18 protein-coding genes are annotated in these 17957 nt (G+C 64.1%); 17 read left to right on the plus strand and 1 reads right to left on the minus strand.

Annotation, left to right across the window (positions count from 1 at the left end; genetic code table 11):
• Positions 1 to 10 precede the first annotated feature (10 nt).
• Together K7R21_RS10205 and K7R21_RS10210 are read left to right on the plus strand one after the other, a co-directional pair.
• Positions 11 to 454 carry a response regulator gene (locus K7R21_RS10205; protein ID WP_224983147.1) on the plus strand — a complete coding sequence of 148 codons (444 nt, stop codon included), beginning with the start codon at positions 11 to 13 and terminating at the stop codon, positions 452 to 454.
• Positions 451 to 2721, plus strand: a complete 2271-nt coding sequence (locus K7R21_RS10210) for a PAS domain S-box protein (protein WP_224983148.1) — start codon at positions 451 to 453, stop codon at positions 2719 to 2721. The genes K7R21_RS10205 and K7R21_RS10210 overlap by 4 nt, the downstream gene beginning before the upstream one ends.
• 228 nt (positions 2722 to 2949) lie before the next feature.
• Here the strand turns inward: K7R21_RS10210 and K7R21_RS10215 are convergent, their stop codons facing one another.
• Positions 2950 to 4629, minus strand: coding sequence for a sigma 54-interacting transcriptional regulator (locus K7R21_RS10215; RefSeq protein WP_224983149.1), 1680 nt, complete (start codon positions 4627 to 4629; stop codon positions 2950 to 2952).
• Positions 4630 to 5157: 528 nt separating this feature from the next.
• On the opposite strand from K7R21_RS10215, the gene K7R21_RS10220 reads away from it, so the two are divergent.
• From K7R21_RS10220 to K7R21_RS10295, 15 genes are all read left to right on the plus strand, one after another.
• Complete coding sequence (locus K7R21_RS10220) at positions 5158 to 5475, plus strand: STAS domain-containing protein (protein ID WP_224983150.1); 318 nt, start codon at positions 5158 to 5160, stop codon at positions 5473 to 5475.
• A gap of 14 nt (positions 5476 to 5489) precedes the next feature.
• On the plus strand, positions 5490 to 7487 hold the full coding sequence (locus tag K7R21_RS10225) for a chemotaxis protein CheA (protein WP_224983151.1): 1998 nt from the start codon (positions 5490 to 5492) through the stop codon (positions 7485 to 7487).
• Complete coding sequence (locus K7R21_RS10230) at positions 7471 to 7932, plus strand: chemotaxis protein CheW (RefSeq protein WP_224983152.1); 462 nt, start codon at positions 7471 to 7473, stop codon at positions 7930 to 7932. Before K7R21_RS10225 ends, K7R21_RS10230 begins: the two co-directional genes overlap by 17 nt.
• A 12-nt stretch (positions 7933 to 7944) precedes the next feature.
• Positions 7945 to 9675, plus strand: coding sequence for a methyl-accepting chemotaxis protein (locus K7R21_RS20830; RefSeq protein ID WP_318248343.1), 1731 nt, complete (start codon positions 7945 to 7947; stop codon positions 9673 to 9675).
• A gap of 15 nt (positions 9676 to 9690) precedes the next feature.
• Positions 9691 to 10521: a CheR family methyltransferase gene (locus K7R21_RS10245; RefSeq protein ID WP_224983153.1), complete on the plus strand. Its 831-nt coding sequence runs from the start codon at positions 9691 to 9693 to the stop codon at positions 10519 to 10521.
• The gene (locus K7R21_RS10250; RefSeq protein WP_224983154.1) at positions 10518 to 11591 is read left to right on the plus strand and encodes a protein-glutamate methylesterase/protein-glutamine glutaminase; all 1074 of its coding nucleotides are present in this window, start codon (positions 10518 to 10520) and stop codon (positions 11589 to 11591) included. Before K7R21_RS10245 ends, K7R21_RS10250 begins: the two co-directional genes overlap by 4 nt.
• Before the next feature lie 17 nt (positions 11592 to 11608).
• The gene (locus tag K7R21_RS10255; RefSeq protein WP_224983155.1) at positions 11609 to 11977 is read left to right on the plus strand and encodes a response regulator; all 369 of its coding nucleotides are present in this window, start codon (positions 11609 to 11611) and stop codon (positions 11975 to 11977) included.
• 236 nt (positions 11978 to 12213) lie between these two features.
• On the plus strand, positions 12214 to 12624 hold the full coding sequence (locus K7R21_RS10260; RefSeq protein WP_224983156.1) for a YbjN domain-containing protein: 411 nt from the start codon (positions 12214 to 12216) through the stop codon (positions 12622 to 12624).
• Between the two features lie 196 nt (positions 12625 to 12820).
• The gene (locus K7R21_RS10265; protein ID WP_224983157.1) at positions 12821 to 13927 is read left to right on the plus strand and encodes an enolase C-terminal domain-like protein; all 1107 of its coding nucleotides are present in this window, start codon (positions 12821 to 12823) and stop codon (positions 13925 to 13927) included.
• Positions 13924 to 15090, plus strand: coding sequence for a DUF819 family protein (locus K7R21_RS10270; protein WP_224983158.1), 1167 nt, complete (start codon positions 13924 to 13926; stop codon positions 15088 to 15090). The genes K7R21_RS10265 and K7R21_RS10270 overlap by 4 nt, the downstream gene beginning before the upstream one ends.
• Positions 15087 to 15419 (plus strand): hypothetical protein, encoded by a 333-nt coding sequence (locus K7R21_RS10275; RefSeq protein WP_224983159.1) that lies wholly within the window; start codon positions 15087 to 15089, stop codon positions 15417 to 15419. Before K7R21_RS10270 ends, K7R21_RS10275 begins: the two co-directional genes overlap by 4 nt.
• Positions 15420 to 15443: 24 nt before the next feature.
• The gene (locus tag K7R21_RS10280; protein ID WP_224983160.1) at positions 15444 to 16097 is read left to right on the plus strand and encodes a carboxypeptidase-like regulatory domain-containing protein; all 654 of its coding nucleotides are present in this window, start codon (positions 15444 to 15446) and stop codon (positions 16095 to 16097) included.
• Between the two features lie 62 nt (positions 16098 to 16159).
• Positions 16160 to 16927 carry a M23 family metallopeptidase gene (locus K7R21_RS10285; RefSeq protein ID WP_224983161.1) on the plus strand — a complete coding sequence of 256 codons (768 nt, stop codon included), beginning with the start codon at positions 16160 to 16162 and terminating at the stop codon, positions 16925 to 16927.
• A 73-nt stretch (positions 16928 to 17000) separates the two neighbouring features.
• On the plus strand, positions 17001 to 17417 hold the full coding sequence (locus K7R21_RS10290) for a hypothetical protein (protein ID WP_224983162.1): 417 nt from the start codon (positions 17001 to 17003) through the stop codon (positions 17415 to 17417).
• A complete protein-coding gene (locus tag K7R21_RS10295; RefSeq protein WP_224983163.1) occupies positions 17417 to 17905 on the plus strand; it encodes a nucleoside 2-deoxyribosyltransferase in 489 nt (162 codons plus the stop codon). The genes K7R21_RS10290 and K7R21_RS10295 overlap by 1 nt, the downstream gene beginning before the upstream one ends.
• The last annotated feature ends 52 nt before the right edge of the window (positions 17906 to 17957 follow it).

Consider the following 17957-nt stretch of genomic DNA (forward strand, 5'->3'; position numbering starts at 1 on the left):
GGAGGCATCGATGGCAGAACATAAGACCATTTTGCTGGTGGAAGACAACCCGCAGGACGAGAAGCTGATCCTGCGCACCTTGAACAGGATCAACCTGGCCAACGAGGTATTCGTGGTGCGCGACGGCCAGCAGGCGCTGGACTACCTGTTCCGTGAGGGGGATTTCGCCGGGCGCGCCGGGGGCGACCCCACCGTCGTAATGCTCGACGTGAATCTTCCGCGGGTGAACGGGCTGGAGGTGCTGGAGCGCCTGCGCCAGGACCAGAGGACCCGCCTGCTCCCCATAGTCATTCTCACCTCCTCCGACGAGGAGCAGGACCGCGTGAAGAGCTACCAGGAGGGCGCGAACAGCTTCGTGCGCAAGCCGCTCGATTTCGCGGAATTCGCCGAGACGGTGGCCCAGTTGGGGGTATATTGGCTGGCCGTGAACCAGGGGCCGAAGGTGGAGGCATGACAGGGGAGACGCTGAACATCCTGGTGATCGAGGACTGCGCAACTGACTTCAAACTGATCAAGCTCCAGGTGGAGGGGCAGGGTTTCGCCGCGACCTTCACCTGGATCGCGGACCGCGACCGGCTGGCGGAGTCCCTGCAGGAGAGCTGGGACCTGGTGCTCGCCGACTACAACGTCCCCCACATGGAGTTTGAAGAAACCCTGGAGACGATCAGGAGCCGGTACCCGGCGTTGCCGGTGATCCTCGTTTCCGGCAGCGTCGGCGAGGAGCAGGCGGTGGAACTGCTGAAGCGGGGTATGTCCGACTTCGTGCACAAGGACAACCTCCCCCGCCTCGCCCCCTGCATCACCCGCGCGCTCAAAGAGGCGCAGGAACACCGCGGCCGGGTGCAGGCCGAGGAAGCCCTCTTCAGCAGCGAGCGCAAGTACCGCTGCATGTTCGACAACGCCCCGGTCGGGGTGGGCATCGGCGAACTGGCCACCGGGCGTCTGGTCGAGGTGAATGCGGCCTGGCTCGAGATTCTCGGGTTCAAGCACGAGGAAGTGGTGGGCAGGACCGCGGTGGAGCTGGGCATCTACCTCAACAACGCGCAGCGCCTGGCCATCGTGCAACACCTGAAGGAAAACGGGCGCATGATCAACCAGCCCCTCAGGCTGCGCCGCAAGTCAGGCGAGATCGCCGACTTGCTCTGCTCCGCCGAGATCGTCGACATCGGCTCGACACCTTACATGCAATTCCTGCTGATCGACGTGACCGAAGAAATGAACATCAAGCGGGCCCTGGCTGCATCGGAGGAGACGCTTCGAAAGCTCTACGTGGCGGTCAACCAAAGCCCCACCGCCATCGTCATCACCGACCGCTACGGCACCATCGACTTCGTCAACCCGCGCTTCTCGGAGATGACCGGCTACAGCGCCGAGGAGATGGTGGGCAAGAACCCGCAGTTGTTGTGGGCGCAGCTGTGCAAGGGGGAGGTGTGGCAGGGGGACTTCTGCAACACCAGGAAGGACGGCACGGTGTTCTGGGAGCACGACATCATCTCCCCGATCAGGAACCAGGCCGGAGAGATCACCCACTACATGGCGATCAAGGAGGACATCTCGGACAAGCGCACCATGGAAGAGCAGCTGCGCCAGGCCCAGAAGATGGAGGCGGTGGGCCAGCTGGCCGGCGGGGTTGCCCACGACTTCAACAACATCATGCAGGTGATCACCGGTAACGCCTACCTGCAGAGCATGGAGAACCAGCTGCGCGGCATGGGCACCCAGCACCTGGACGAGATCATCAGGGCGGTGGAGCATGGCTCCTCGCTCACCAAGAGCCTGCTCGTCTTCAGCCACAAAAACGCGGTCGAACTCACCTACTTCGACCTGAACGAGCTGCTCGGCCAAAGCCACAAGCTGGCCAGCAAGCTGGTCACCGAGGAGATCGTCATAGCGCTGGAGCTGTGCGCCGAGCCGCTGCATATCCTCGCGGACGCCGGACTGGTGCAGCAGATCGTCTTCAACCTGGTCACCAACGCCCGCGACGCCATCTCCGGGCGCGGCAGCGTCACGATCAGAACCCGGCAGGTGGAGGCGGGGGGGGCTCCCCTGCCCTGCGGCTGCAGCGCCATTAGTGGCAGTTACGCCATGCTCTCGGTACGCGATACCGGGCACGGCATCCCCGAGGAGATCAGGGGGCGCATCTTCGAGCCCTTCTTCACCACCAATGAGATCGGCAAGGGGACCGGCCTGGGACTCGCCATGATCTACGGCACCGTGCAGCGCATGAACGGCTTCATCGCGGTCCAAAGCCCGGCTGAAGGGGGGACCGAGTTCGTTATCTGCGTTCCGCTGACGCCCCCGCCGGCAGTCGCGCCCCATTCCGAGGAGCAAGGCGCGGTGACCGGCAGCGGCGAGTTGATCCTGGTCGTCGAGGACGAGGAGGCCGTGCGCAGCGCCCTGACCCGCACCCTGGTTTCCGCGGGGTACCGCGCCGTTGCCGCCGGCAGCGGCGAGGAAGCCCTGACGCTGGCCAAGAGGAGCACCGGCATCGCCCTGGCCCTGATCGACATGATCCTGCCCGGGATCAACGGGATCGAGTGCAGCCAGGGGCTCAACTCCCTGCACCCGTCCCTGCCGGTCATCTTCCTGACTGGCTACGACAACGACATGCTGGCAGAACGGGGTATTTCGGCGAACGTGCTGCACAAGCCGATCCAGAGTACCCGGCTGGTGCAGCGCATCAAGGAAGTGCTAGAGGCGAGGGAGGAGCAGGGAAGGTAAAGGCTCTGCAGACATTCAGGGAAGCGGTGACTATGCAGCTACGAAGTGCCGCAGGAGACCTCGCGTCCTCCCCTTTGTAAAGGGGAGACAGAGGGGATTTGCTGTTCGGGTGGCAGCTAAGAGAAAAGCAAATCCCCCCTGCCCCCCCTTTTACAAGGGGGGAACGCTTGTTCACGTGCATCGGTTAGTGGGCTGTCTTCCCCGCGATTATCTGATGAACCGCGCTAATCAGGGGGTGGGGTCGGAGATGCCATATTCGTGCATCTTGCGGTACAAGGTCTTGCGGTCAATGTTGAGGGCGCGGGCGGCGCGGGATTTGTTGCCGGCATTGCGCGCCAACGCCTCTAGGATGCGCTCACGCATGGTCGCTCCGTCCGCGACGGCGGCAACATGAAACACCGGCGGCAGATGGTCGGGAAGGATCATCCTGCTCGGGCACATGATAAAGGCATGCTCCAGCGCGTGCTCCAGCTCGCGCACGTTGCCCGGCCAGGGGAAGCGGGTAAGCAGCCGCAGCGCCTCGTCGGAAACCCCGCTGATGTTGCGGCCAAGTTTCGCGTTCAGCCTACTGACAAAATGCTCCACCAGTAGCGGCAGGTCTTCCGGCCGCTCCCGCAAGGGCGCCACGATCAGTTCCACCACCTTGAGACGGTAGTAGAGGTCCTGGCGGAACCTCCCCTCATCCACGTCGCGCGCCAGGTCGCGGTTGGTCGCCGCGATGATGCGGACATCCACCTTGACCGGCGTTGCCCCCCCCACCCGCACCAGTTCCCGCTCCTGCAGCACGCGCAACAGCTTCACCTGCATCTGCGGCGAAATCTCGCCGATCTCGTCCAGGAACAGCGTCCCCCCATCGGCCTTCTCGAAGAGACCGGCTTTGTCGCGCAAGGCCCCGGTGAAGGCGCCGCGCACGTGACCGAAGAGCTCGCTTTCTAGAAGCGTTTCGGTGAGGGCCGCGCAGTTCACCTTGATGAAGGGGCGCTCGTGGCGACCGCCGTTGGCGTGCAGCGCCGCCGCCACAAGCTCCTTGCCGGTCCCGTTCTCACCGCGGATCAGCACCGTGGAAGGGACGCCGGCCAGGCGCTCGATCATCGAGTAGAGCATCTGCATCGCCCCGCTCCTGCCGATCATGCCGGAGAACGAGTTGCGCGGCGCCTGCTTCTTCTCCAGCTGGTACAGCGAACTCTCGTCCCTGACCACGATCACCGCTCCCTCGACCTGGCGGTCGGTGACCCGGCGTGGCGTGACCGACACGCTCACGTACTGCTCGTTGCCGAGCCCGCCGCACCTGAAGTAGCGGGTCTGCACCGGTTTCCTGGTGTGGATGGCGGTCTCAAGGGCACCGCGGCATTTCTTGTCGCAGCGTAAGGGGAGATCGTAAAAGGAGGTGCCGGCGGCGCCACTGTTGATGCCGCAGATAGTGGCGGCCGAGCTGTTGAAGTTGAGCACCTTGAGGTCCCGGTCCACCGAGATGATGGCATCCTGGACGCTGGTAAAGATGGCCTCAAGGTCGTTACGGAACCTGTCGTTTTCCTGAGACACCCGCCTGAATTCCAGGGCACGCCGCGCCACGTGGACGATCTGCTCCTTGTGCACCGGCTTTGAGATGTAATCGAAGGCACCCAGCCTGAGCGCTTCGGAAGCGCTCTCCACCATGGGGGAACCGGTGATCATGACCACCGGGCAGGGGTTGTCCCGACCGCGCACTGAGCGCAGCACGTCGATCCCCGACCCCTTGGGCATCATGATGTCGGTCACCACGAGGTCGTACTCGAAGGCGTCGAGCAGGGCCAGGGCCTCGGCCACGTCGGCCGCTTGGGTGACGAAACAGCCGAGCTCTTCGATGAACCGGGACAGTGTGGCACGGATGGCAGGCTCATCGTCGACGAGCAGTACCTGTAAAATCACGTTGCCTCCGCAACTACTCCAGTACAGGGTTTACAGTCATAGCCAAGGCATTTTCTGTCATTGGCAGCCGCTTCACTGCCTGTACCAGTAAGGCCAGCCGCCACGCCCTCTATCTGGGGTTAAAAGTCCGCAAAATCAGCGGGATGTATTACTCTTCGGCCATGCTTCCGCATCACTTTAGCCTTGGTATACGATTTCTATCAGATTGATGAGAGAAAACGGGTGTGGCATGCTGTGGCGCGCCCCAGCTTTGTGCGCCACAGTGTGTGGCGTGCCACGCTTTTGTATACTTCATTAGAAAGCCGTCGAGCCCGCTTTCACCCCCTGCCCATCTTTTTTCCCTACAAACACGCACAAATATTTCAACAACTTGGCGACCACCACGCGGTGGCACTCCCTCATTTTTTCCCACACAGTCAGCCGCGGGAGCGGATCTTGTACCATGCCGGGTAACCAAGGCAGCAAGCCTGAGACAAGAGAACGGGTCGAGAGCGAGCCATGTGCCGCCGACCGCAAGAGGAGGAAACCATGTTGACCGACGCACGCTGCTACCTGGAAGGGGAATGGACCATGGACCACGTCAAGGCACGTTCGCTCCAGCTGAGAAACCATCCGCTGTTCACCTTACCCTGCGACGGGGAGAAGGCGGCCTCCCGGCTGGTCATCAACGTAGAAGGGGTGACCACAATCGATGCCGCCGGCTGCCAGCTGCTGACCGTGTGGCTCTCCTGCCTGGAGTTCTTCGGCGTCAATCCGGCGCTCGAGAACCCGCCAGAGGCGCTGCTCGAAGCGGCTCGCCGCATGGGGTTCGACTACACACTCGAGCAGTACCTGGGCGACAAGTAAGGAGGAGGTGACCCGTGGTCGACCTGGCGCAATTTCACCAGCTCTTCTTTGACGAGAGCGAGGAACACCTGGCCGAGATGGAAAGGCTGTTGCTGTCGCTTCCGGCGGCGGGCTTCCCCGAAGAGGACCTGCACGCCCTGTTCCGGGCCGCGCATTCCATCAAGGGGGGGGCGGCCACCTTCGGCTTCCCGGAAGTAGCTGAGTTCACCCACGTGGCGGAATCGATCCTGGACCGGGTCCGAAACCACGAGACGGCGCTGGATACCCAGCTTTTCCTGGAAGCGCGCGACGTGATCGGCGAGCTGATCTCTTTCCACCGCGACGGTCGTCCCATCGACGGGATTCGGCTGAAAGAGGTGCGGGGCCGGCTGGTCGATGCCTCGGCAGAGAGCGAAAGTGAGCCGGCCCCGAAGGCCGAGCCGCCGCGCGAGTCGGTATCGGCTCAGCCCCAGTCCCTGACCCTGCTTTATTCCCCATCCCACGATATCTTCCGGCGTGGCGTCAGGTTCGACATGATCTTAGATGAACTGCGCGACATGGGGGAGGTCCAGGTCACGGCCGAAGGGACCCTCGCCCCGATCCTCACCCTGTGCGCCCCGGAACTTTGCCAGACCAGGTGGCGTATCCACTTCGCAGGGAGCGCCTCGGAGGAGGAAATCCGCGAGCTATTCGCCTTCTTCGCGGAACCGGAAGAACTGGCCTTCCTTTCGGAGCTCGAAGCGGCGCCCCAGGCTGTCGCGGTGCAGGGATACGGCGCAGGCCAGATCTCCGCACCGCAATACGCGGCCGGCAAGGGAGCCGAGACGACCACCGGCGCTGCTGCCAGCGAGGGGGGGAGCTTCCGGGTCGGCACCGCCAAGGTGGACGAACTGGTGAACCAGGTCGGGGAGCTGGTGATCACCCATGCCATCGTCAAGCAGCGGCTCTCCCTCATGGAGGGAGCCCAGTACCGGAACCTCCTCGATGACTTGTCCGCCATGGAGCGCACCATGCGCGGGCTGCAGCAGAGCGTGCTCTCCCTGCGCATGGTGCCGGTGGCGCAGCTCTTCGGGCGCTTCCCGCGCGTGGTGCACGACCTGTCCAGGAAACTGGGCAAGGAGGTCGAGCTGAAGACGGTCGGCGACGCCACCGAGCTGGACAAGACTTTCATCGAACTGCTCACCGATCCCCTGACCCACCTGGTGCGCAACTGCATCGACCACGGCATCGAGGGGCCCGAGGCGCGGCTGGCGGCGGGGAAACCGGCGAAAGGGACCGTGACCCTGAACGCGGCACACCAGGGTGGTCGCATCGCCCTCGAGGTCTGCGACGACGGCGCCGGTCTCAACCGGGAGCGCATCCTGGAGAAAGCGACCCTGCTGGGGCTCATCCCCGAGGGGAGCGAGCTCCCCGACGAGGAGGTCTGGAAGCTCATCTTCCTCCCCGGCTTCTCCACCGCGGCCGAGGTCTCCGACGTCTCGGGGCGCGGGGTGGGCATGGACGTGGTGCTCAGGAACGTGCAGAAACTGGGCGGCCGCATCACGGTCGCCTCCCGCCAGGGGGAAGGGTCGAGCTTCACCATCAGCCTGCCACTCACCCTGGCCATAATGGAGGGGCTGCACGTCCAGTCCGGCGCCGAGACCGTGATCATCCCGCTGGACGTGATAGTGGAATCTATTCCCCTGGACCACGGCTGCAGCCGCATCACCGGGGAGAGCGAGGTGGTCGAGTTGCGCGGCGACTTCATCCCCCTGGTCCCACTGGGGCCGCTGCTGAAGCTGCGCGGCGCCGAGGAGAGGGAGCGCATCGCGGTGGTGGTCGACGTCGGCGGCGAGCGGGTCGGCATTGCGGTGGACGGGTTGTTGGGAGAGCACCAGGTGGTCATGAAGAGCCTGGAGCAGAACTACGGCAGGGTCCCGGGGATGGCCGGCGCGACCATCCTGGGCAACGGCCGGGTCGCCTTCGTGGTCGACGCCGCCGAGATAACCGAACTTTGGAGAAGCAAAGGAGGATTCCATGATTACCAGCAATGACCGCCTGGCCGAGTTTCTCACCTTCACCGTCGGTGCCGGCGAGTACGGCGTCGACATCCTGAAGGTCCAGGAGATAAGGGGCTACGATCCGGTCACCGAAGTCCCCAACTCCCCCGCCTACATAAACGGGGTGATCAACCTCCGCGGCACGGTGATCCCCATCATGGACCTGCGCACCCGGCTGCAGCGCCGCGCTCCCGAGGTCACCCCGACCACCGTGGTGATCGTGGTCAACGTCGCCGGCCGCGTGGTCGGGATGGTGGCCGACGCGGTCTCGGACGTGGTCGGCTTCGCCCAGGGGGAGGTAAAGCCCCCGCCCGAGGTGGCGCCCGGCAGCGAGAGCGGCTTCATCAGCGGCCTCGCCAAGAACGGCGACAACCTCACCCTGCTCATCGACGTGGAGAGACTGCTCAACGAACCGTGCCCGGCGCACGCACCCAACTAAAGGAGGCATCACATGAACTGGACCAGGAATATGCAACTGAAAACAAGGCTCACCTTTTCCTTCGGCGTTCTCGGCGTTATCGCCGCCATCATCGCGGCCGTCGCCGTGTTCCAGATCCAGGCGCTGAACAAGAACCAGGCCGACCTGTACGCGGTCAACACCAAGCCACTTGGCGACCTGATCGAGCTCGGCATCCCCTACCAGCGCATGCGGGTCAACGTGAGGGACATGGCCCTGGTGCGGGAGCCCGAGATCAAGCAGGCGCGCCTGGCCACGGTGCACGAAATGGAAAAGCTCGTGGAAAGCAACCTGGCTGAATTCGGCAAGACGGTCAAGGCACCGGAGATCCGCAAGGAATACGACAACCTGAAGGGGGCACTCACCCGCTACGCCCCCTACCGCGAGGCGATCGTCGCCGCCGCCATGGCGGGGAACCAGGAAAAGGCGGTGGGCATCATGAACAACCGCGCCGTGCACAGCCTCGCCCTGGAGATCGACGCCTCCATCAAGCGTCTCACCGACCTGAAGATCAACCAGGCCCGGGTTAAGGCCGAGCAGAACGAGGCGGCAGGCGCCATGGCCATGAAGATCGCACTGGTGCTCGCGCTCGCCGCCTGTATCGCCTGCGCCATCTTCGCCATGCTCACCATCCGCTCAATCACCGCCCCCATCAACTACGCGGTCCAGGTGGCGAAAAAGGTGGCCGCCGGGGATCTATCCGCGGAGATAGTGGTGGACCGCGGCGACGAACTGGGCGTACTGCTGCAGGCCCTGGCCGACATGAACGCAAACCTTTCGCGCATCGTCTCCGAAGTCCGATCCGGCACCGATGCCATCGCGGCCTCCACCGGCCAGATCGCCGCCGGTAACACCGACCTCTCCCAGCGCACCGAGGAACAGGCTTCGGCCCTGGAAGAGACCGCCTCAAGCATGGAGGAGCTCACCTCGACGGTGCGCCAGAATGCCGACAACGCCCGCCACGCCGACCAACTCGCCGCCGAGGCGACCGCCGTGGCCGCCAAGGGTGGCGGTCTCATCGCCGAGGTGGTGCGCGAAATGGACCAGATCAGGGAGAGCTCGCGCCGGGTTACCGACATCATCACCGTGATCGACGGCATCGCCTTCCAGACCAACATCCTGGCCTTGAACGCCGCCGTGGAAGCGGCTCGCGCCGGCGAACAGGGGCGCGGCTTCGCGGTGGTAGCCGGCGAGGTGAGGAACCTGGCCCAGAAAAGCGCCGCGGCAGCCAAGGAGATCAAGGCACTCATCGAGGAGTCGGTGGCCAAGGCGGAGTCCGGGAGTAACCTCGTGGCCGGCGCCGGCCGCACCATGAACGAGATCGTCACCGGCGTGAAGAGGGTGAGCGACATCATGGCGGAAATCTCGGCTGCCTCGGCCGAGCAGTCTACCGGCATCGAGCAGGTCAACACCGCCATCAACCAGATGGACGACGTCACCCAGCAAAACGCCTCGCTGGTCGAGGAGTCGGCCGCGGCAGCGGTCGCGCTGGAAGAGCAGGCGCGCACTCTGGCCGAGATGGTGCGCCGCTTCAACGTGAAGGAAGAGGCAGCGTCGGTCTTTCAGGCGGCAGCGGCGATCCAGCCGGTGCCGGCAACGCAGGCCGTCCCGGCACGGGCAGTGCCGGCGCAGGGGGCCAAGGTACAGAAGCTGACCAGGAGCGTGCGACCCGTCGCCGTCGAGCCCGAAGCAACCGCGGTAGGCGCCGACTGGAGCGGGTTCTAAGAAAGCGAGGGGGCCATGGCGAACGAATTCCGGTTTACCGACAGCGACTTCCAGAAGATACGCGGCATGATCCGCGACCGGGCCGGGATCAACCTGGGCGAGCAGAAGAAGGCCCTGGTCTACAACCGCCTGGCGCGCCGGCTGCGCGCCACCTCGACCACCAGCTTCGCCCATTACATCCAGATGCTGGAGGCGGGCAACGGCAGGGAATGGACCGAGTTCACCAACGCGCTCACCACTAACCTGACCTGTTTCTTCCGGGAGCCGCACCACTTCCCGGTGTTAAGGGAGCACCTGCGCCGGCTGCACCGTTCCGAGATCCGGCTCTGGAGCTGCGCCGCCTCCACCGGGGAGGAACCCTACTCCATGGCCATGACGGCCCTGGAGGCCCTGGGCGGGAGGGCAAGCAGCGCGGTGAAGATCCTCGCCACGGACATCGACAGCGCCGTGCTCGAGGTGGCGGCACGCGGGGTCTACCCGGCCGAGCGGGTGGACCATGTCCCCCCCTACCTACGCCAGAAGTACTTCAGCCGGGTGGCGGGGGAAAAGGACCTGTACCAGGTGGCCCCCGAGGTGCGCAACCTGGTCACCTTCATCCCCTTCAACCTGACCGAGCGGAGCTGGCCGCAGAAAAGCAGGTACGACGCCATCTTCTGCCGGAACGTGCTGATCTACTTCGACGGCAGCCTGCAGCAACACCTGGTGCAGCGCATGACGGGGCTGCTCCGGGAGGACGGTCTCTTCTTCTCGGGGCACTCGGAGGCCTTCCTCGGTTTCGAGTGCCGGCTCCAGGCCCAGGGGCACACGGTGTACCGAATGAAACAGCAACAGGGAGCGTACCTATGACAAGGGTTCTGATAATCGACGATTCCGCGGCGATCCGCTGCGTGCTGCAAGAGATCATCAACGGCGAGGACGACCTCGAGGTGGTGGCCACGGCCACGGACCCGATCAACGCCCTGGACAAGATCCGCAAGTTCCGGCCGGACGTGCTCACCCTGGACGTGGAGATGCCGCAGATGGACGGCATCACCTTCCTCTCCCGACTCATGAAACTGCATCCCCTGCCGGTGGTGATGATCTCCTCGCTCACGAAGGAGCGCGCCGAGATCACGCTGAAGGCCCTGGAGCTGGGCGCGGTGGACGTGGTCGCCAAACCGACCCTGGGCATCCGGGAAGGGATGACCGAGATGGGACATGAGATCGTGGCCAAGGTCAGGGCGGCGGCAAGGGCGCGCCTGCCGCGGCGCAGCATGGTGCCGCCCCACCACGCCAGCGGAGAGGAGCGCCACTCGGCCGACGTCGTGCTCCCCTCAAGCCTCCCCCCGCTCATCTCCACCGAGCGCATCCTGGTGGTGGGCGCGTCGACCGGGGGGACCGAGGCGTTGAAGGACCTGTTGACCCCACTGCCGGCGACGCTCCCCCCCATCCTGATCGCCCAGCACATGCCCAAGAACTTCACCAGGAGCTTCGCCGCGCGACTGGACTCGCTGTGCCGCATGACGGTGCGGGAGGCCAGAGACGGGGAGCGCCTGCAGCCGGGGCACGCCTACGTGGCACCGGGAGACTACCACCTGATGGTGCAGCGCTGCGGCGCGGTCTACAACGTGAGCCTCTCGCAGGGGCCGGCGGTGAACCGGCACCGCCCCTCGGTGGACGTGCTGTTCCGCTCGGCGGCCAACAGCGCCGGGAAAAACGCCATCGGGGTGATCCTGACCGGCATGGGTGACGACGGCGCTGCCGGCATGAAGGAGATGCGCGACGCCGGGGCGGTCACCTTCGCCCAGGACGAGGCGAGCTGCCTGGTGTACGGCATGCCCAAGGAGGCGGTGCAGCGAGGGGGCGTGGCCGAGGTGGCCCCCCTGAACCTGCTGCCGCGCAAGGTGATGGCCGAACTGGCCCAGAGACGGATGTGAGGACAAAGGAGAACGACATGCCCAAAACGATACTGACCGTGGACGATTCGCAAAGCATCAGGCAGATGATGCGCTTCACCCTGTCGCAGCAGGGCTACCAGGTGATCGAGGCCGCCGACGGCGTCGAGGCCCTGGAGAAGATGAAGGGGGCCAGCATCGACCTCGTCTTCACCGACCTCAACATGCCGCGCATGGACGGGCTGGACCTGATCCGGAAGCTAAGGGCCGGCGGCACCAACCGCAATCTTCCCATCGTCATGCTCACCACCGAGTCCCAGGAGGTGAAGAAGGCGGAGGGAAAGAGTGCCGGGGCCACCGGGTGGATCGTGAAGCCGTTTCGCCCGGAACAGCTGCTCCAGGTGACCACGCGCCTGCTGGGTTCCTGACTCCCACCTTCCCTCTTCGCTCTTCCATCTTCCCTCTGCAGTCACTCCTCCCCCCGGAGGGGGGAGGTTGGGAGGGGGGAAGGCCTTCCCTGCACGCCGCTGCGGCCCCCCCCGCTCCAAAGCCCCTTCCCATCGCCCCTAAGCGCTCTTTTACCGGCTCTTTTTAATTTACATCACATAAATATTCACATATATTTCCCGCCAACGATCGAACTGCGGCATTGCGGAGGGCAGATATGGCACAGAACGCGATTGCGTTTGAGGAATACCTGAGGGGGCAGGAAATCACCCTGGAGAAAAACACGCACGAGGACAACACCCTGTACGTGATTCGCGAAAATATCGAGGAAGTGGGGCCGGTCTCTCTCATGGCCCTGTTCAATGACAGCGACAGGTATGTTACTCTTATCTGCTACAAGTATTTCGCCTTCCCGCCGGAGAAGAAACCGGTGCTGCTGGAGATGATCAACACGCTCAATGCCGAATACACCATGGTCAAGTTCGTCGAAACAGGGAACGCCGTCTCTGTCCAGGTGGTAGTTCCTTTCCATGACAACTTCTCCAGTGAAGTGATCGTCGACATGATCGCACTCATCTTCCGCGCCATCAAGGAAGAGCACCCGCGCATAGTGAAAGCTATCCAGTAATCACGAGTTGCCCCCCCTCCCAGCCTCCCCCCTCCGGGGGAAGGAGCCATGTCGGGGGCCGTCTTTCATAGTCAGTTTTCAGTTGTCCATTGTCATTGCCTTGCTTCTCAATTGCCTTACTGGTCTCACTTGTTTTTATGTTCCGCACTACTACGAGCTTCGACAGGAAACCGACCGCCCCCGGAGGAACATTGATATGGAGAAGGTCTCCTTTGTAATAGATGATGCGCTGGCGTCCATCGTTCGCGCGCCGCTGGTGACGCCGTTTCGCATCTCCACCGGCCAGCACGACGAACTGGAAAACGTCTTCATCCGTCTGCACGCCAGCGACGGCACCTGCGGTTTCGGCGAGGCCGCCGTCGCGACGCATATAACCGGCGAGACGGTTCACGAAACCCTGGAGAACCTGCAGTGCGCCGCCTCGGCTCTGCGCGGACGCAGGATCAGCGACCCCGCCGCGGTCTGCCGCGAGTTCGCCCCGGCGTTTGCCGGCAACCATGCGGCACTGGCAGCGCTGGAGATGGCGCTGCTCGACCTGTCCGCCCGGGTCCAGGGGATCCCGTTCTACCGGCTGTTCGCCCCGGTCGGCCCCATGCCGCAGCTCTCGTTCAAGACCGACATCACGGTGGTGATCGGTTCGGTGGCTGAGGCCCGCGCCACCGCACAGCAGTACGCAGAGCGCGGCTTCAACTCCTTCAAGATCAAGATCGGCAGGGACGAGGCAGAGGACCTGCAACGAATCCTGGCGGTGCGGGAAATGGCGCCGGGATGCGAGCTCATCCTCGATGCCAACATGGGCTTCAACGCGCAGCGCATGCTCGCCTTCCTGGAGCGCCTGGACACCCACGGGGCACGCCCGGTCCTTTTGGAGCAGCCGGTCCCGAAACAGGACTGGGACGGGCTTACTGAGATCACCGCGGCCCTGGAGGGAAGCGGCACCCTGGTCTGCGCCGACGAGAGCGTCGGCTCCCTCGCCGCGGCCCGTCGCGCAGTGGAGACCAACGCGGTCTCGGCCATCAACATCAAGTTCATGAAAAGCGGCATCCTGGAAGGGGCCGAGATCGCACGCCTCGCCGCCGCCAACGGCAAGCGGCTCATGCTGGGGGCCATGATGGAGAGCGCGCTCGCCATTACCGCTTCGGCCCACTTCGCCGCGGCGCTGGGCTGCTTTGACTTCATCGACCTCGACACCACCTTTTTCCTGAAGGGCGACCTGTCCCGTTCTCCCTACCTCGACGACAGCGGCAGGTTCGACCTGACCGCGGCGGGTAGCGGCATCGGCGTGGTGCTCGAGTTGCCATGATCAGCCATCCGCTGCTCATCGTCCTGACGCTGCTCGGCATCGAGGCCCTGGTACTGACGCTGTCGCGCCACGAGCGCACGGCGCGCTACTTCGACCTCTTGCCGGCCGTGTTCTGGATCTACTTCCTCCCCATGCTGGCGGCGACCTTCGGCATCATCGCCACCGACAGCCCGGTCTACGGCCTGATCCGGACCTGGCTGTTGCCGGCGAGCCTGGTGCTGTTGCTGCTGCCGGTGGACGTGAGGGCGATCCTGAGGCTCGGGCCGACGGCACTGGCCATGTTCTTCATCGGGGCGGCCGGCATCATCGTGGGCGCTGCGGCATCCTTCGCGCTGTTCCGGCCGGTGATCGGGTCGCAGTTCTGGTCCGGCTTTGGCGCCCTGTCCGGGTCGTGGACCGGGGGGAGCGCCAACATGATCGCGGTTAAGGAGGCGCTCGCCATCCCCGACGCAGTGTTCGCCCCCATGGTCATCGTGGACACCGTGGTCCCCTACCTCTGGATGGGGTTCATGATCGCCATCGTCGGACTGCAGCCGGCCTTTGACCGATGGAACCGTTCCGAGCGCGGCGTGCTGGAGCACTTGGGGGAACAGGCGGTGCAGCACCTGGCCAGTAAAGGCGGGCGCAGAACGCTCGGTGGCATCGCCGCCACTCTCGCCATCGCGCTGGCCGGAGGGGTCTTCTCGCACCTGTTAGCCGGGCAATTGCCGCAGATCCCGGACGTGATCACGCGCTACACCTGGACCATCATGATCGTCACCCTGCTCGGGATACTGCTCTCCTTCTCGCCGGTGCGCAAACTGGAGCGCGCCGGGGCCTCCCGCACCGGGTACGACCTGCTCTATTTCGTGCTGACCGCCATCGGAGCCAAGGCCTCGGTTGCCAGCATCGGCTCCGCGCTGGTACTGATCGCCGCCGGACTTTTGATTGTGGCGATCCACGCCGTCTTCCTGCTGGTCGGCGCGCGGCTTTTGAAGGCGCCCATGTTCCTGGTGGCAGCTGCCAGCCAGGCCAACGTCGGCGGCGTTGCCTCAGCGCCGGTCGTGGCCGAGGTGTACCACCCCGGCCTCGCTTCGGTGGGACTTCTGCTGGCCATCCTCGGCAACATCGTGGGCACCTGGCTCGGCATCCTGGCGGCACAGTTGTGCCGCATGTTCGTATGATCACACTGCGCCGCATGAAACTGCTTCTTGCCGGGACGGAGCTGGCCTGTGCCGCGGTGTCGCTCGCGGCCGCCTGGCAGGCCGAGGCTGCCATGGACAAGAGTGGTCTGGGCGACCTGGACCAGTTTGCGTTCTGGAACAGCATCGTGGGGCTCAGCCTGATGCTGTTCTTCCTGCTCTGGGTGGCGGCGGTACTGCTCGCGCTGTTCACCAGGCAGCGGGAACAGTACGCGAGCGCCCGACGCTACTGGAAAGAGTTGATTCCCGACGTGCTGGCCCCGCCGCTTCTTCTCGGCGCGGGATGGCTCGCATTCGCGTTGCTCCAGTGAGCACGATGAGGTTTGCATATGCACATGGTTAGGCTTGTACTGGCGGTGTTTTCCCTGCTTTGTCTGACGGCGACAACTTCCCACGCCATCTGGCCGGTTTATCACGAACCCGCCTTCGACGGCAGGGTGCTGGACTTCGACACCAAGCAACCGTTAGAAGGAGCGGTGGTGGTGGTCGTCTACAACAAGAGGTCGATCGGCGCGGAAAAAGGACAATCCTCCACGGTGATCAACATCAAGGAGGCGCTTACCGACAAGGATGGCAAGTTCCACATCCCCTCGTACACGACCATCATGGCCCAGCCCTTCACCCGGCAGGACCGCACCGGTTTTTTGATCTACAAGCCCGGCTACGCCAGCATCCAACTCCCCCTCAAGAACCATTTCATTGGCAAGGCGGCCGCCGACCGCGAGCTCTCACCCTGGTACGATCCGGTCCTGAGCGGGAAGTACAAGATCAGGCTGCGCAGCCCCGGCATCATTGAGCTACCGAGGCTTGCCAGCAAGGACGAGCGGCTCAGGAACCTGCCGGAGCTGCCGGATCAGTTGGATAACCTGGGCAAGCAGAAGAACCTGACCAGGCTGATCAACGAAGAGAAAAAGGAACTGGGTGAGCCTGCGTTCAACCCCTACAAGGTACGCCAGGACCTGCTGGCACCCGCCAAGGGGCAGAAGTAGACCAGAAAGCTTTTTCCACCGCAGCTATTTGCCCACAGCCATTCATGGAGCACCCCCGCCGCATGATCCGCCCGCATCTTTGCCGCCCCCTGTCCGTTCTCATCGTCACATTGTTGCTTGTCACCGCCCTCTTCCCGCAGGTAGTACTGGGCGCCGACATGGCCAGGCTGCGCGCCCTGGCCCTGGAGTTCGACGCGCTCAATACGCGCATCCGCGACAACCAGGTGGGCAAGGCCGAGGCCAGGGAACGCTTCACCGGCCTGGTCCAGGCCCTGTCGCAGGAATACCGCGCGGCGGGAGCTGCAGAGTACCCGGTAGAGAGTTGGTGCTTTCCGCTCAAGGGGTACGGCTACCGCGCTATCGGGGGGCGTGGCAGCGGCTACCAGCCGGGCGGCTACGACTACTTCGCCGGCAACCGGCACAGCGGGCACCCATCGCACGACATCTTTATCCACGACAAGAACCAGCGCGGTCTCGATGACCGGACCGGGGAGCCGGTGCAGGTACTCTCCATGACCGGCGGCGTGGTAGTCGCCGCCGAGAACGAGTGGCAACCCGGCAGCCGTCTGCGCGGCGGGAAGTACCTGTGGATCCTCGACCCGGCCACGCAGTCGCTGGTCTATTACGCCCACAACGCAGCGCTGCACGTGGCGGTGGGCGACCTGGTGCGTCCCGGCGACGTCATCGCCGAGGTCGGTCGCACTGGCTTCAACGCCTATAAGAAGAGATCGCCCACCCACCTGCACCTGACCCTGCTCTCCGTCGCCCGCGGTCTCCCCGTCGCCAGGAATCCGTACCGGACACTACTGACAACGAAGTCGACTGAGTGATACTTTCTCTGGAGCTTTTTACTCACTATCGGGTAAAATACTGCTCGACATAGCACACAGAGGAGGTAGTCGGATGATCTCAGCACTTTCGGCATACAAGGCGATGATACTGGAATCTGCCAACGGCAAGGAACCCGCCAAAGGGAAGAGCGCCGTTGCCGCCGCCGCTATGCCTGTCGGCAGCGAGGAAAGTTCTGCAGCCGATGCCGACCTGGTCAATATATCCACCTCCCAGGATGTCTTCAGCGCCGTCGACAGCTTCTTCAACCTGGGTGCCTCCAACCGCTTCGACGCCTTCCACAAGCTCTCCCCGCAGGACAAGGAACAGTTCGTACAGATCGTCGCCGACCTCGCCAAGGCGGGCTACATGGGGTACGAGGAGCTCGTGGTCAACAACAAGGTCGAACGGCACGATCTGGAAAACAAGATCGGCGACCAGCGCATCCGCGGTGCCAAGGTCTACGACAACGCCAAGGATAGCCACAGCTGATGAATGAAACCTTCATGACCGAGAAACCTTTGACCGTGTACCTCGCCTCCCCACTGGGCTTCAGCCGCGAAAACAACCCGTACCGCGAGCGGATCAAGGAGCGCTTGGATGGCCTCGGGTGTAGCGTCTTCGACCCCTGGGAGCAGGAGGAAGTGGCGCAGCGGATCGAGCAGGCCATGTCTATCGAGGACGGGGCGGAGCGGGCGCACGCGATCCAGGAGGCGGCCCGCTTCACGGGCGCGGTCAACGCGCGGGGACTCAAGGGAAGCGACGTCGTGCTGGCGGTCCTGGACGGCACCGAGCCGGACAGCGGCACGGTGGCGGAATTGGGCTACGGCGCCGGGATCGGGAAAAGGTGCTACGGCCTGCGCACCGACTTCCGGGACTGCGGCGATTTCCCCGGTGTGCCGCTGAACCTGCAGGTGCTCCACTTCATCGAAGAAAGCGGCGGCCGGCTGTTCAGGAAGATCGAGGAGATCGAGCTGTAACCCTGCGGCAACTTTCGGGGATTTTTCTCATTGACAGCGCTCACCGTTGCGG

It is taken from the genome of Geomonas agri (genome assembly GCF_020179605.1).
Lineage (GTDB): Bacteria > Desulfobacterota > Desulfuromonadia > Geobacterales > Geobacteraceae > Geomonas > Geomonas agri.